Below are 13,578 nucleotides of genomic sequence, written 5' to 3'. Positions count from 1 at the left end.
GGCGTTCTCGCGGCGCCCCGTCGCGAACCACCCGCCCGCGCCGTGAGCGGACTCCTACTGGAGTCTTCGGCTTCCTGTGGGGCGTGGCGGTCGCTGAGTACTCGGGCCTGTCGCTGGTGGGGACCGGGGTGGACGTGGTGTCCAAGGCCACCGGGACCACCGGTGCGGCTGGCACGGTCTCGTCCGGGTCGACCGGTGCGGTGACTGGTGATGGTGAGCTGGCGGTGGGGTTCTACGCCGACTCCGGCTTCGGGACCACACCGAGCGCCGGTGCCGGGTTCACGGGCCGGGCCAGCATTGCTGGGGCCAGTGACATCGATCTGCTGGTGCAGGACAAGGCCGTGAGCACCGGCGCGACCGTGTCTTCCACGACCGGGACGGCGGGCTCGACCACGTGGGAGTCGGCGGTCGTCGTGTTCAAACCCGCCACGACGACCACGGTGGCGGCCCCGCCGGCTTCCTCGTCGACGCCTGCGGTCTCGTCGATCAGCCGTGATGCCGCCGGGCAGCAGACCGGGGTGTCCTATGCACTGCCCAACGGGCGTGTTGTGGCTGACTCGGTGGTGCGGGCTCAGACTGGTCGGGTGCTGACCGACACCGCCACCCTGGACGGTGGGGCGGTGTCGACCTGGGGGTACACCTACGACACCACGGGTCGGTTGACGAAAGCGGTGCTGGGGGCGAACGGGTCGACCCCGGCGGTGACCTACGGGTACAGCTTCGCCGCCACCGGTGGGTGCGGGGCTGACACCAGGGCGGGGTTGAACGGGTCACGCACGTCTTCCACCGTGCAGGTCGGGACCGGGGCGGTGGCAACGACCACGTCGTGCACGGACTTCGCCTCGCGCCTGACGTCGGCCACCGGCACCGGCTCGGTCACGTACAACTCTCGCGGGGACGCGACGACGGTGGGTGGCCAGTCGTTCACGTTCGACGCCAGTGACCGGGTGGTGGCTGGGTCGGCGACCGCCGGCCAGCAGGTGGCGTACACCCGTGACGTGACGGGGCGTGTGGTGACTCGGGTGGGGTCGGGCACGGGCAGCGGAGTGGACACCTCTGCGGCGTCGTACTCGTTCACCGGTGCCGGGGATACGCCGGATGTGCAGCTGACCGGCGACAACAAGATCGGTGAGCGGTACCTGGTGCTGGCTGGTGGGGTGGTCTACACCAAGCGGTACGCCAACCCCGGCGGGGACCTGTGGGCGTTGTCGAACATCCACGGCGACACCCTGGCCACCGTCTCCGGCACAGGTGCGTTGGTGGGGCAGGTGGCGGTCTACGACCCGTTCGGCAACCCGGTCAACCCGACCACCGGCCTGGTCGACCAGACCACAACCCCCACCACCCGCACCGGAGGACTCACCGACGCCTGGGTCGGGGCCAACCAACGCGGCACCGAACACACCGCCGGGGCCACCTGGACCCTCATGGGAGCACGCCTCTACCTGGCCGCACTCGGGCTCTTCGCCTCCGTCGACCCTGTTGAAGGAGGCACCGACAACGCCTACACCTACGTCAACGACCCCATCAACGGATATGATCTGACCGGGCAGAGCTGGGATGGCTTCTTCAAGGCCGTTGATGCGATCACGACCATTGCTTCGGTTCTGAGCTTCGTCCCCGGCATCGGGGCTGTGGCGGCAACGGTCGCGCTTGTTGGAACGGCGATTATGCTCGGTAGGCACATCTATCAGCATGACTATGCAAGTGTCGGCTGGGACGTGGTCGGTCTTGTCGGGGGTGGGGCGGCAGTACGCGCTGCGTCAAAGGCAACTGCGCTCGCACGAGTGGCGAACCGTTCCTATCAGGTCGCACGAGGAGCGGGGGCCACCCGCGGCGAGGCTCTCGCTATCCGACGTGCGGCAAACAGCAGCGCAAGGGCCGCGGCGAAGTACTCGCTCCGCATGGGTCGCGTCAATAACTACCTTGGGGCGGCCGCACTAGGGTTCCAGGGCTTGCGCTATTCGGTTGGGAGATAAGTGAATCCATGACATCCTCGCGTGGATCGCGCCCGTGGCAGCTCTGGGAGAACATGACGGCGAAGTTCGTCTCACTCCCGCGAGGCACTGTCCACCTGGCCATGGACAGGCGAACCCGACGAGAGTATCCGTGGAGGTTTCGAGTATGGTACGGCGCGTGGGGAGTCTTCCTCATCGCCTACCTTCCTGTGCAGGCCGCACTTGCCGTTCTACTGAGGGCGCTCAGTGAGAATTGGTCGTGGCAGTGGTTCGTTGTAGTAGTACCGCCGATGGCAATGGGGCTGATGATGGTGGCTGCATACGGCCGCCAGTTGTTCGGCCCCGTCATCCCAGCGGAGCTGACAATCCCCGAGCTGTCGCGAGATTTGTCAAACGAAACACTCAAGGTTGCTCGCCCGAACTCAGCCAAGCGGTCGCACGGGAAGGCGAACCGCGCACAAGGACCGAGGTCCTCTTCAGGCCACGATAGGTGGTATTGGGTCGGGGCGGTCCTGTTGACCGTAGCTGCGCTCTCCAAGTTGTGGCTGATGCGGTGAACCGACTCGTGTGGAGACTCATGTGAAGCGTGCCGAGCCGGTTGTCTTGCGGTTGTTTCTCGAGGAAGGGGCAGGCTCCGATTCTTTGCGGCCCCGGCTGGTGGGCGGGTGGTGGCTGACTCGGTGGTGCGGGCTCAGACTGGTCGGGTGCTGACCGACACCGCCACCCTCGACGGTGGCCCGGTGTCGAGCTGGGGGTACACCTACGACACCACGGGCCGGTTGACCAAGGCGGTGCTGGGGGCGAACGGGTCGACCCCGGCGGTGACCTACGGGTACAGCTTCGCCGCCACCGGTGGGTGCGGGGTCGACACTCGGGCGGGGATGAACGGGTCACGCACCTCCTCCACCGTGCAGGTCGGGACCGGGGCGGTGGCAACGACCACGTCGTGCACGGACTTCGCATCACGGTTGACGTCGGCGACCGGCACCGGCTCGGTCGTCTACAACTCTCGTGGGGATGCCACGACGGTGGGTGGTCAGTCGTTCACGTTCGATGCCAGTGACCGGGTGGTGGCTGGGTCGGCGACCGCGGGCCAGCAGGTGGCGTACACCCGTGACGTGACGGGTCGTGTGGTGACCCGGGTGGGGTCTGGCACGGGGGCCGGGGTGGACACCTCGACCACGTCGTACTCGTTCACCGGTGCCGGGGATACGCCGGATGTGCAGCTGACCGCCGACAACAAGATCGGTGAGCGGTACCTGGTGCTGGCTGGTGGGGTGGTCTACACCAAGCGGTACGCCAACCCCGGCGGGGACCTGTGGGGGCTGTCGAACATCCACGGCGACACCCTGACCACCGTCTCCGGCACAGGTGCGTTGGTGGGGCAGGTGGCGGTCTACGACCCGTTCGGCAACCCGATCAACCCCACCACCGGGCTGGTCGACCAGACCACCACCTCGACCACCCGCACCGGCGGACTCACCGACGCCTGGGTCGGGGCCAACCAACGCGGCACCGAACACACCGCCGGGGCCACCTGGACCCTCATGGGAGCACGCCTCTACCTGGCCGCACTCGGGCTCTTCGCCTCCGTCGACCCTGTTGAAGGAGGCACCGACAACGCCTACACCTACCCATGCGACCCCATCAACTCCTACGACCTTGATGGCAACTCCTGGAGCTCGACGCTCGGGAGCTTGGCGAAGATTGCGGCTGTTGTCGGGCTCGCGGCCTGCATCGTTGTCTCCGCTGGGATTTGCATGGGGGTGGCACTCGCTGGTGCCGCCCTGAGTGTCGGTGCTCGTGTTGCACACAAGAACGAAGGGGGAAGTGAATCGTGGGGGAGTGTCGTTGCTGGTTCCGCGGTTGACGTTGGGCTGGCCTTCCTTCCTGCGGTGAGAGCCGGAAAGGTTGCTCAGGTCGGTCGACATTTCGACTACCACTGGTCAGGCAAGATCGGGGACCTCATTTCGCGAACGGCTCGCGGGAGGCATAGTGGTGGGATCGGTGCGATGGGGCTGTTGCGTGCTTCTTTGAGAGCAACCGACCGAGCCATTACTCGTAATCCAGTTCGAACTGCATTTCGCGCACTCGGACAATCTGCTTCCTTTTCGAGATCAATGTGGGGCAGCTAGGAGAATGGACGAGACTGTGGCGGCTGTGATATTGGTGGCACTCCTATTTGTCCTCCTGTTCCTCACCGTGCGGGACGTAGCTCGGAGAGACAAGGCGCAGCAGGGGATCTTTGCCGCAATGAACGATGCAAGTCCGGCGCGCCTAGTCGTGATTGCGCTAGTCGTGCTCGTTGCTCTCGCCTCAGGGGTTCAGAGGATCTAGGTCGGTTGAAACTCGGCGACGCAAGAGAGTTCTTGGCGACCATCTATTCGTGGACGGCGAGGAAGAGGCCGGTTGCGCGCTGCCCGCGCGTAGTTGTAGATCATCGGGCTCCTCCCGGTTGAGGGTGAACCGACCTGGATCTGGCGGAGGCTCGGGCTATGCGATGGGACTGCTGCAGGTTTGGTGGCTCTTCACGGTTCGTGGTGAAGCGGGATCCTCGCGTCGGTGACCATGAACATCTTCGCCGCGGCCGAGCACGTCCAGCCCTGATCGACGGCGAGCCGGGCGAGCATTGCTGGTGCCAGTGACATCGACCTGCTCGTGCAGGACAAGTCGGTGAGCACCGGTGCGAGCGTCGCGTCGGCGACTGGGACGGCGGGCTCGACGACGTGGGAGTCGGCGGTGGTGGTGTTCAAACCGGCCACGACCACCACGGTCGCGGCCCCGCCGGTGTCCTCGACGACCCCGGCGGTCTCGTCGATCACCCGCAATCGGGCCGGGCAGCAGACCGGTGTCTCGTACTCGCTCCCTGGTGGGCGTGTCGTGGCTGATGGGGTGGTGCGGGCTCAGACTGGTCGGGTGCTGACCGACACCGCCACCCTCGACGGTGGCCCGGTGTCGAGCTGGGGGTACACCTACGACACCACGGGCCGGTTGACCAAGGCGGTGCTGGGGGCGAACGGGTCGACCCCGGCGGTGACCTACGGGTACAGCTTCGCCGCCACGGGTGGGTGCGGGGCTGACACGCGGGCGGGGTTGAACGGGTCACGCACCTCCTCCACGGTGCAGGTCGGGACCGGTGCGGTGGCAACGACCACGTCGTGCACGGACTTCGCATCACGGTTGACGTCGGCCACCGGCACCGGCTCGGTCGTCTACAACTCTCGTGGGGATGCCACGGCGGTGGGTGGTCAGTCGTTCACGTTCGATGCCAGTGACCGGGTGGTGGCTGGGTCGGCGACCGCGGGCCAGCAGGTGGCGTACACCCGTGACGCCACTGACCGGGTGGTGACCCGGGTGGGGTCAGGCACCGGGACCGGAGTGGACACCTCGACCACCTCCTACTCGTTCACCGGTGCCGGGGATACGCCGGATGTGCAGCTGACCGGGGACAACAGGCTCGGTGAGCGGTATCTGGTGCTGGCTGGTGGGGTGGTCTACACCAAGCGGTACGCCAACCCGGGTGGTGACCTGTGGGGGCTGTCGAACATCCACGGCGACACCCTGACCACCACCACCGGCACAGGTGCGTTGGTGGGGCAGGTGGTGGCCTATGACCCGTTCGGCAACCCGCTGAACCCGGCCACCGGGCTGGTCGACCAGACCAGCACCCCGACCACCCGCACCGGCGGGCTGACCGACGGATGGGTGGGTGCCAACCAACGCGGCACCGAACACACCGCCGGGGCCACCTGGACCCTCATGGGAGCACGCCTCTACCTGCCCGCCCTGGGGATCTTCGCCTCCGTCGACCCCGTCGAAGGCGGAACCGACAACGCCTACACCTACGTCAACGACCCCATCAACCAATACGACCTCGACGGGCAGCAGTCCGGTTGGAACAAGTTCCTCCACCGAAGAGGGTGCGGCTATGTCAAGCGCATGCGGTTCTCGCTAGACCTCATGTCCGGGGCCACCCTCGTCGGCGTTGTATGGGGATTGGCTGGGAAAGGCTCGTGCGGCTTCTCGAGGCGAGAAGCGATGGTCGTGTGCTCAGGAATGACGCGCTCTACGGTGCGCGGTGGAACCACCGTCGGCAGTACTTTCGCGACCGGAAGGAAGTCAACCGAAATCCAGGAAGATCCTAAGCTCCTCGTGCACGAAGGAAGGCACGCGAATCAATGGGCTGCGCTCGGGTGGACGATGCCTGTCCTCGACGGACTCGACTATTGGACGCACGGACTATGCCAGTGGGCAGAAGGGCAGGCGGGATTCAAAGATGGCGGCTACACGACTTGTGGCTAGGCTCGTTCCTTGGGGGATCGTGGGAATAGTCCTGTCGGTCAGCGCGACCGGATGCGGTGACCCTGGGGCGGCCTCCCTGTCGATTGGCCTTGGCCGGACAGACTCGGGACAGTTGGTCTTGCTCGGGACGACATGTTCGGGGAAGATGAAGTCGATCGAACTGGGCCCGGGTGGCGACTGGACCAAGGATGCGAACACAACCATCAAGCCGGTGGAATCTACCTCTGGTGAGTATTCGGTACCGCTTCCGGACCCGCGGCCAGGCTACATTTCCTCACCCGAAATGACCAGCGAGCCTGCCGCCCCATTCTTCGTTCGAGTCCAAGACACCGATGGCGAGACGGATCAGTCCTTCACCGAACTGCCCGGTCCTGGCAAGGTCATATACAGAACGAGTGGTGAGAATTCCAACGGGACGCACCCATTCGACGACTTTCCTGGTCCCGCGGTCTGCGGCTGATCCCAGTCGCAGGCCTCAGGCATTCATCCGGTTGAGAATGAAGTCCGGATGCCGCTCGTCGTGCTGGGTGAGCGGCGGTCTCCGGGTGGGGGTGTCGGACTTCGGTCGTGGGGTCGTTGGGCGGTCGGTGGTGAGCCTCAGCCTGGCGGGAGCGCTCTGAGGCATGTCGTCTACTCTCGCCGCTCGCGTGCAAGGCGTCGCGGCAGGGATCGCTGCTGTGGGCAGAGCCATCACAGATGACGGTGTAGCGCCTGGTGCGATCAGGTCCATCAGGGCCCCGAGTGGCAGGAGCACCTTGAGTCGCTGGGGGATCGCAGGAACTGACCGGCCTGGTCGACCAGACCACCACCCCCACCACCCGCACTGGCGGACCCACCGAAGCCTGGGTCGGAGCCAACCAACGCGGCAGCGAGCACACCGCCGGAGCCACCTGGACCCTCATGGGAGCACGCCTCCACCTGCCCGCACTCGGACTGCTCGCCTCCGTCGACCCCGTCGAAGGCGGAACCGACAACGTCTACACCTACGTCAACGACCCCATCAACCAGTACGACCTCAACGGACAGATCAACTGGAGTAGGGTTTGGAAAGCCGCGAAGGGTGCAGTTGTCGGAGGTGTAAAGTGGCAGGATCGAACAACCCGCTGGGCCATCTCAACCTATATCAACTTTGAGTGGAAGAACCGCATGAAGATCATTGGCACGGTGGCATTCGTCTTGTGCGTTCTCGCGTCGGCCGGAGTGTGCCTGACGGCCGGAATTGCAAGCTCTGTTGCCAGTGTCGTAAATGCAACTGTGATTGAGCACAAGCCTGGTTTCCAGGCGGCGGCGCTCGCAGGTGCCGACCGCGCCCCGCTGGGGGACCCGATCGACGAGGTCCCCGAGGACGCCGAGGCCTAGCGGAGGTCAGCGGACGGTCACGTCGTCGAGCCGCCCGGGCGCGAGCCCGACCCCCGCAGCGACGGCCACGACCATGGCGGTACCTCTCACCCACGCTGCACGAGCGACCACGGCGTTCCCCTTCCCGTTGGCTCGTGCATGTGCCGGACGTGCCCCACGGCGAGGGCCAGCCGCGCGATCCAGCTCACGGGGCGACCCGCTTGCCGCCTCGGGCGCACGACACCGCGGGCGCCGTGCGCGCGGACCGTCTCCAGTGCGGCCACCCGCCCCTCGGGCGTGAGCGAGCAGAGGCGACGGTGGGGACCTGACCGGTGTCACGCGACCCGTCTCGTCCACCTGATCTGGACGGTGAACGCCCGGGCCTCGATGCCGAACGAGGAGGACGTGCTGCCGTCGGTCCCAGGTGGCCGTGCTCCCATTCAGCAGCTCAGTCCGAACCCTGCTCCTTCCGGGGCGCAGCACATCGCATTTCCAGTGCCCGGTTGAATCATCCCCCAAGGTCCGTTCTTGTCGCTACGGTGGCTTCGGCGATCGACTCCTTGATCGTCGTGTGGACGTCGTCATCTGAAAGAGGGGGATTCGCATGAGACGCTTCATCGCGCGCTGTGCCACCGCGGCGCTGGTCATGGGCGGTATCGGGTTCGCTGGAATGTCACCGGCGTCGGCGGCATCGTGTACGGCCTCGCCGATCCAGATGTGGAAGGCCTACAACGTCAACTGCTCGTACGTCCAGCACTGGGACCGTCTCTCGGGCGGGGTGTACTCCTACGCACCGCAGGTCTCGCCGCAGATGTGGTCGAGCCAAGGGGTCTGCATCGCAGGCGTCGTGTCCTACGGTGCCAACAAGGGCGTGCTGGTCAACTACGTCTGAGCGGCCACAGGGGGCGGGGATCTCGGTATGCGTGGTGCAGTTGCTGCTCACCTCGGAGCGTTCGTCGTGCTCATCCTGCTGGGCGGGTGCTCGGCCGACGGCCATCCCGCTGCAGGTCCGTCGTCCGGCTCCGCAGCGACGGCCGCGGGCCACGGGGGCTCCCAGCTTCCCGAGGGTGCCGAGATTCCCGCCTTCTCCGGCACGTGGGCCGCGGAGTTCGAGCGCGCCTATCGTGCTTCCACGTCCGATCTGCAGCGCCAGGTTCTTCGCGACGGCCGGGTGACCGACCAGGAGATGGTGGCGCTCCAGGACGACTTCCGTTCGTGCCTGGAGAGCCAGGGATTTACCGGTGTCACGTTCGACGACAAGGGCGGGTTTCAGTTCAAGGCCTCGGACGCCTCTGACGACACGGCGGTCAATAGTCAGGTCACGGCCTGCCAGGACAACTCGCTCGGCCAGGTCAGCACTCTCTTCTATTCGATGCAGCGGAACCCGGCCAACGAGGACGAGCTCGAGATCATGGCCGCGTGCCTGGTCAGGCAGGGCCTCGCCCCGGCCGGCTACAGCGCCGAGGACTATGGGCGCGACGCCCCGGCCGGTGCATTCCCGTTCGACTCAGGTGACCCTCGGTTCGGCATCTGCGTGTCGAATCCGCTGGCAGCAGCCCAGTGAGAACGGGGGCCGTCGTCGGCTTCCTGGGTGCGACGACCGCGGTGGCGACCGCCGCGCTGGTCGTCGTGCTGGTGACACAGCCCTTCACGCCGGAGCAGGTGACCCCGGTCGCCGAGTCGACGGCGGCGGCAGTGACCTCGGAGCCGTACGTCGACGAGCGACCGGTCAACCTCGCCGTCACCGTCGGGGAGGCCGCCCCCGTCGAGCTTCCGGTCGGTGGTCGGGTGACCGCTCTGCGATGCCGAGCCGGGGGAACGATCGATTCGGGGACCAGCCCGGTCTCGGTCGACGGCGTCCCGGTCCTCGCGCTGGCGACGGGCACCCCACCGTGGCGGGACCTCGTGGTGGGGGACCGCGGCGCCGATGTGGCCGCCCTGCAGACCGAGCTGACCCGGCTCGGTCGCGACGTGTCAGCCGACGGCGCCCGGCTGGGATCCGCAACGGTCGCTGCCCTGCGGGCCGTGGCCGAGACTGCCGGGTTGTCGCTGCCGCGCACGGGTCAGCTGCCGATGACCTCGGTCATCTGGCTGAGCGCCCCGTCCCTCACCGTCGCGTCGTGCGACGTCGCGGTCGGGGCGAGGGTCTCCCCCGGTGCCGCGCTCGCGCACTCTCCCACCCCTGTGGTCGCAGCGAGGGTTGCCGTCATGCCGCCCCTGCTGGCTCAGGGCGCTCGGGTCGTGACCCTCGACGGAGTCACTCTCCCGGTGGACGGGAGCGGGGCGATCACCGACTCGGCCGCGCTCGCGGCCCTGTCCACGACACCCTCCTACCTCGCCGCGGATGCGGCGCGCGCCGGCGGGCAGGACAGCGGGCCGATCAGCGCTCGTCTGAGGTTGGTCGAGCCCGTCACGGTCGCGGTCCTGCCACCAGGCTCCGTGGCGACCACCGACGGAGCGACGGGATGCGTCGTGACCCCCGAGGGCACCGCAGTGCCGGTCAGCATCGTCGGTTCCCGGCTGGGGCAGACCTACGTCACCTTCCTCGAGGCGCCGCCGCCCGACGTCGTGAGTCTCGATGCGCCGGACCGTGCCTCGTGCCCGTGAGGCTGACCGCCGTCGGTCACCGGTTCGGCGGAGGTCCCTGGCTCTTCCGTGACCTCACGACCGTCCTGGAGCCCGGCCACGTCTATGCCCTCACCGGCCCCTCCGGCTCCGGTAAGAGCACGCTGCTCGGCATCCTTGCGGGGTGGATCACACCGTCCGAAGGGGGAGTCGAGTGTGATGGCGGTGGTCGCACGACGTGGGTCGCCCAGCACCCTCACGGGGTCGCCCGTCGCGCGGTGATCGACCACGTCGAGCTCCCCCTGCTCGCCGCGGGTCTGCAGGCGTCCGACGCCCGCGCGCGGGCCGGTGACCTGCTCGAGCGCTTCCGGCTCACGGACCATGCGGACCACCCGTTCAGCTCGCTGTCCGGCGGCGAGGCGCAACGACTGATGCTCGCGCGCGGCATCGCCGCAGATCCGACGCTCCTGCTGGTCGACGAGCCGACGGCTCAGCTCGACCGGCGGACGGCGGCCACCGTGGACGCCGTCATCGGTGAGCTCGCCCACGCGGGGACCGTCGTGGTCGTGGCGACGCACGACGCACAGACCCGCGATGCGTGCACCGACCGTCTCGACCTCGAGGGCCTCCAGCCGTGAGGCCCGCGGTGATCGCCCGCGAGGCATGGCGCAACGTCCTGTGCGGGACCAGCCGCACCGGGATCGTTGCGGCTGTCCTCGTCGTCGTCGCCGTCGGCTTCCAGCTCGCCGACCTCCTCACGGTCCGCGGCATCACCGATCGGGTGGACGCCTTCCGCGCCGCCGGCGCCGACGTCCTCGTCTACTCCTCCGTCGGCGGGATCGACCCACGACGCTGCGAGCTGCTCGCCGCGCAGCCGACCGTCATCGCCGCGGGCGCGGTTCGCAGGGACCCGGACCGCTTCGCCGCCGTGCTGCCGGCATCGTCCATCCCGACCTACGCCGTCACACCAGGCTTCCCCGGTGTGCTGCTCGGCACCGCAGGCGATCCGGGTCCCGGGGTCGTCGTGTCGCGCGATCTCGCCGACGCCCTCGGCCTCACGAGCGCCGACACCCTGCAGCTCGTCGATGCGACGGCACCGGTCGCCGCTGTCTACGACTATCCCCAGGACGGGCGAGCCACCGGCTTCGGCTACGCGATGCTCGCGCCGACGCGCGATCTCGCACCGTTCGACGCGTGCTGGGTGCGTGAGTGGCCCCTCACCGAGAGCACCGCGATGCTGCTGCGCGGCGTCGGCACGACCAGCGCGGGCACCGCCGACGCGCCCAGCCCGGAGCTCACCCAGCTCAACACCAGCCAGGGCAGGCATCTGGACGCCGAGGGGCTGTTCGCCACACGCGCCACCCGGTGGGCCCCCCTCCTCGCGCTCGTCGTCGCCGCCGGGGTGGGCTTCGCGTCCACGAGGCTGCGTCGCCTGGAGATCGCCTCGGGTCGCCACCTCGGCGTCAGCATGAGTGCCCAGGTGCTCGGCAGCCTCCTGGAGTCGGCGGCCTGGGCCGCGCCCGTCGCTCTGGCTGCCGCCCTCAGCGCCGCGGCTGTCGCAGCGGGCGGCCACGCCGGTGACGTCGTCGCGACTCTCGGACTGGGTGCCCTCGCACCCCTGGCGACGATCGTCGGAGGCGTGGTGGGCGGAGCTGTGGCCACGGCCACGGTCCGTGAACGCCAGCTGCTCCGCTACCTCAAGGAGCGGTAGTCCGCGGGCGCCGGGATCCGGCGGGCACCCGGTGGGGAGGGTGGCCCGCCTCACCGCGGCGGTCGGCACGGTGGCGACCCGCCGCGGGGGCCGGGACGTTGCGGTCGGCCGTGCGCTCGGGACCTGGGACCGGACCCCGGTTCGCCCCGCCTCACCTGCTCAGTCCCGGGCCTCCGGCACCCCGAGCAGGTTGCGGAGCTTGCGCAGGGCGGCCGGGCGGGCGTCGATGGTGCGGATCGTCTCGAGCAGCTCCTCGTGCCGGCGGGCGTCCAGCTCGTCGCGGTCGCGCCGGGCTGCGGTGAGGTTGGCGACCTGGGTGCGCAGCTCGTCGAGCGTGGCGGCCAGGGTGTCGGTCGAGGACTCGTCGCGCGTGGCGGGGTGGTGACGGTCGGCGAGGCGGACGGTGACCAGGGCGAGCACGAGCGCCAGGACCGCGGCCGCACCGCGCGCCGTCCAGCCGTGCGGCCAGGCCGCGACCACGACGCCGGAGGCCACCACCAGGCACCACACCACGAAGAGCCGGTCGGCGCCCCTCGCCGGGGCGTCGACGGCGAGGCGAGCCTGCGGGGACGGGCCGTCGTCGACGGCGGTGGGGTCCGGCTCCACGGTCATCTCTCCTCGTCGTGCACGCATCTGCGCGTGGAGCCGAGCATGCCAGGTGCCGTCCGGCCGGGTGGCTCGACCACGCGCGACGGCGCTGGCACCGGACGACGGCCCCGAGCCGTGGGCGCCGCGTCCGTCGCACCCCTACGGTGGGGGCGAACGCACCTGACCAGCCGGAGGACAGCATGCGCAAGGTCGTCGCGGTGGTCGCCACCCTCGTCGTGCTGGCCGGGCTGGCTGTGGGCGCCGACCGGATAGCGGTGGTGCGGGCCGAGTCGACGGCGGCGCAGCGGGTGCGCCAGACCGTCGACGTGCAGGGCGACCTGGCGATCACGGTGCACGGGTTCCCGTTCCTCACCCAGCTCGCCGCCGGGCGTCTGGACCAGGTGACCGGGACGGCCGACGAGGTGCGCTTCGGTTCCCTCACGCTCACCCAGGTCGACGTGGCCGCGACCGGGGTGAGCACGCACACGCCGGTGACGACGGCCACGGCCGACCTGGCGGCGACCGTCCCGACCGCGACGCTCCAGCAGATCGTCCAGCAGCGCAGCGGCCTGACGTTGAGCGTCGCGGTCGACGCGGGCGCGATCACCGTCTCGGGGGACGCCCTCGGGCTGACGGTCACTGCGGCCGCCGTGCCGCGGGTCGAGGGCGGCCGGCTGCTCATCGACCTCGGTGACGTGCGCATCGGCGGGCTGCAGGTCGCGGTGGCGAACCTGCCCGCTGCGCTGCGTGACCGGCTGACCGGGCTGGAGGTGCCGGTCGACGGTCTGCCCGCCGGGCTCGTGCTGCAGTCGGCCACGGTCGTCGACGACGGACTGCGGATCGGGGCGACGGGGACCGACGTCACCTGGTGAGGCCGTGCCGGGTGACGTGCGTGCGCCCGGCGCCGGCTACTCGCAGTCGACCCCGTCGTGGTCGGCGTCGCGGTACCAGTCGTACTCGGGGTCGACGCCCTTGACGTAGGGGCCGTAGCCGGCGGCCTTGGCCTTCTTGCAGGTGTCGAAGCGCGGGTCGAGCCCGCCGCCCGCGGGAGCCGGCTGCTCGGCCGCGGGTGGTGCGGGTGCGGGTGGTGCAGGCGGGGCGGGTGCGGGTGCGGCG

The 13,578-nt window shown here is 68.9% G+C and carries 13 protein-coding genes; 10 read left to right on the top strand and 3 right to left on the bottom strand.

All coding sequences use genetic code 11. The features are described 5' to 3' along the window. The first annotated feature begins 83 nt into the window (after window positions 1-83). Together F2B26_RS04060 and F2B26_RS04055 are read left to right on the top strand one after the other, a co-directional pair. Window positions 84-1,979, top strand: a complete 1,896-nt coding sequence (locus F2B26_RS04060) for a hypothetical protein (protein ID WP_159806707.1) — start codon at window positions 84-86, stop codon at window positions 1,977-1,979. Between the two features lie 683 nt (window positions 1,980-2,662). Further along, the gene (locus F2B26_RS04055; protein ID WP_159806705.1) at window positions 2,663-4,093 is read left to right on the top strand and encodes a hypothetical protein; all 1,431 of its coding nucleotides are present in this window, start codon (window positions 2,663-2,665) and stop codon (window positions 4,091-4,093) included. Window positions 4,094-4,486: 393 nt separating this feature from the next. Here F2B26_RS04055 and F2B26_RS04050 read toward each other — a convergent pair whose 3' ends face one another. Beyond that, window positions 4,487-4,780: a hypothetical protein gene (locus F2B26_RS04050; RefSeq protein WP_159806703.1), complete on the bottom strand. Its 294-nt coding sequence runs from the start codon at window positions 4,778-4,780 to the stop codon at window positions 4,487-4,489. A 94-nt stretch (window positions 4,781-4,874) separates the two neighbouring features. On the opposite strand from F2B26_RS04050, the gene F2B26_RS04045 reads away from it, so the two are divergent. The 7 genes from F2B26_RS04045 (at window position 4,875) to F2B26_RS04020 (ending at window position 11,874) form a co-directional block, all read left to right on the top strand. After that, window positions 4,875-6,260 carry an RHS repeat-associated core domain-containing protein gene (locus tag F2B26_RS04045; RefSeq protein ID WP_159806701.1) on the top strand — a complete coding sequence of 462 codons (1,386 nt, stop codon included), beginning with the start codon at window positions 4,875-4,877 and terminating at the stop codon, window positions 6,258-6,260. A 900-nt stretch (window positions 6,261-7,160) separates the two neighbouring features. Further along, on the top strand, window positions 7,161-7,619 hold the full coding sequence (locus F2B26_RS04040; protein WP_159806699.1) for an RHS repeat-associated core domain-containing protein: 459 nt from the start codon (window positions 7,161-7,163) through the stop codon (window positions 7,617-7,619). A gap of 694 nt (window positions 7,620-8,313) precedes the next feature. Further along, window positions 8,314-8,490, top strand: a complete 177-nt coding sequence (locus tag F2B26_RS04035) for a hypothetical protein (protein WP_159806697.1) — start codon at window positions 8,314-8,316, stop codon at window positions 8,488-8,490. Window positions 8,491-8,556: 66 nt separating this feature from the next. Next, entirely contained in the window at window positions 8,557-9,162 is a 606-nt protein-coding gene (locus F2B26_RS04030; RefSeq protein ID WP_159806695.1) for a hypothetical protein, read from the top strand. Continuing rightward, window positions 9,159-10,205, top strand: coding sequence for a hypothetical protein (locus F2B26_RS17395; protein WP_235929490.1), 1,047 nt, complete (start codon window positions 9,159-9,161; stop codon window positions 10,203-10,205). Before F2B26_RS04030 ends, F2B26_RS17395 begins: the two co-directional genes overlap by 4 nt. Beyond that, window positions 10,196-10,801, top strand: a complete 606-nt coding sequence (locus tag F2B26_RS04025; RefSeq protein WP_235929489.1) for an ATP-binding cassette domain-containing protein — start codon at window positions 10,196-10,198, stop codon at window positions 10,799-10,801. Before F2B26_RS17395 ends, F2B26_RS04025 begins: the two co-directional genes overlap by 10 nt. Beyond that, window positions 10,798-11,874 (top strand): hypothetical protein, encoded by a 1,077-nt coding sequence (locus F2B26_RS04020; RefSeq protein ID WP_159806691.1) that lies wholly within the window; start codon window positions 10,798-10,800, stop codon window positions 11,872-11,874. Before F2B26_RS04025 ends, F2B26_RS04020 begins: the two co-directional genes overlap by 4 nt. 159 nt (window positions 11,875-12,033) lie before the next feature. On the opposite strand, the gene F2B26_RS04015 is transcribed toward F2B26_RS04020, so the two are convergent. After that, window positions 12,034-12,486 (bottom strand): hypothetical protein, encoded by a 453-nt coding sequence (locus F2B26_RS04015; RefSeq protein WP_159806689.1) that lies wholly within the window; start codon window positions 12,484-12,486, stop codon window positions 12,034-12,036. Between the two features lie 176 nt (window positions 12,487-12,662). Here F2B26_RS04015 and F2B26_RS04010 point away from each other — a divergent pair, with 176 nt between their 5' ends. Continuing rightward, on the top strand, window positions 12,663-13,334 hold the full coding sequence (locus tag F2B26_RS04010; RefSeq protein WP_159806687.1) for an LmeA family phospholipid-binding protein: 672 nt from the start codon (window positions 12,663-12,665) through the stop codon (window positions 13,332-13,334). Window positions 13,335-13,370: 36 nt separating this feature from the next. On the opposite strand, the gene F2B26_RS04005 is transcribed toward F2B26_RS04010, so the two are convergent. Beyond that, the coding region (locus tag F2B26_RS04005; RefSeq protein ID WP_201292600.1) for an excalibur calcium-binding domain-containing protein at window positions 13,371-13,578 on the bottom strand (208 nt) is incomplete at its 5' end.

It is taken from the genome of Cellulomonas citrea, from assembly GCF_009829685.1.
GTDB lineage: Bacteria > Actinomycetota > Actinomycetes > Actinomycetales > Cellulomonadaceae > Cellulomonas > Cellulomonas citrea.
This window is presented reverse-complemented; position numbering and strand designations above follow the sequence as displayed.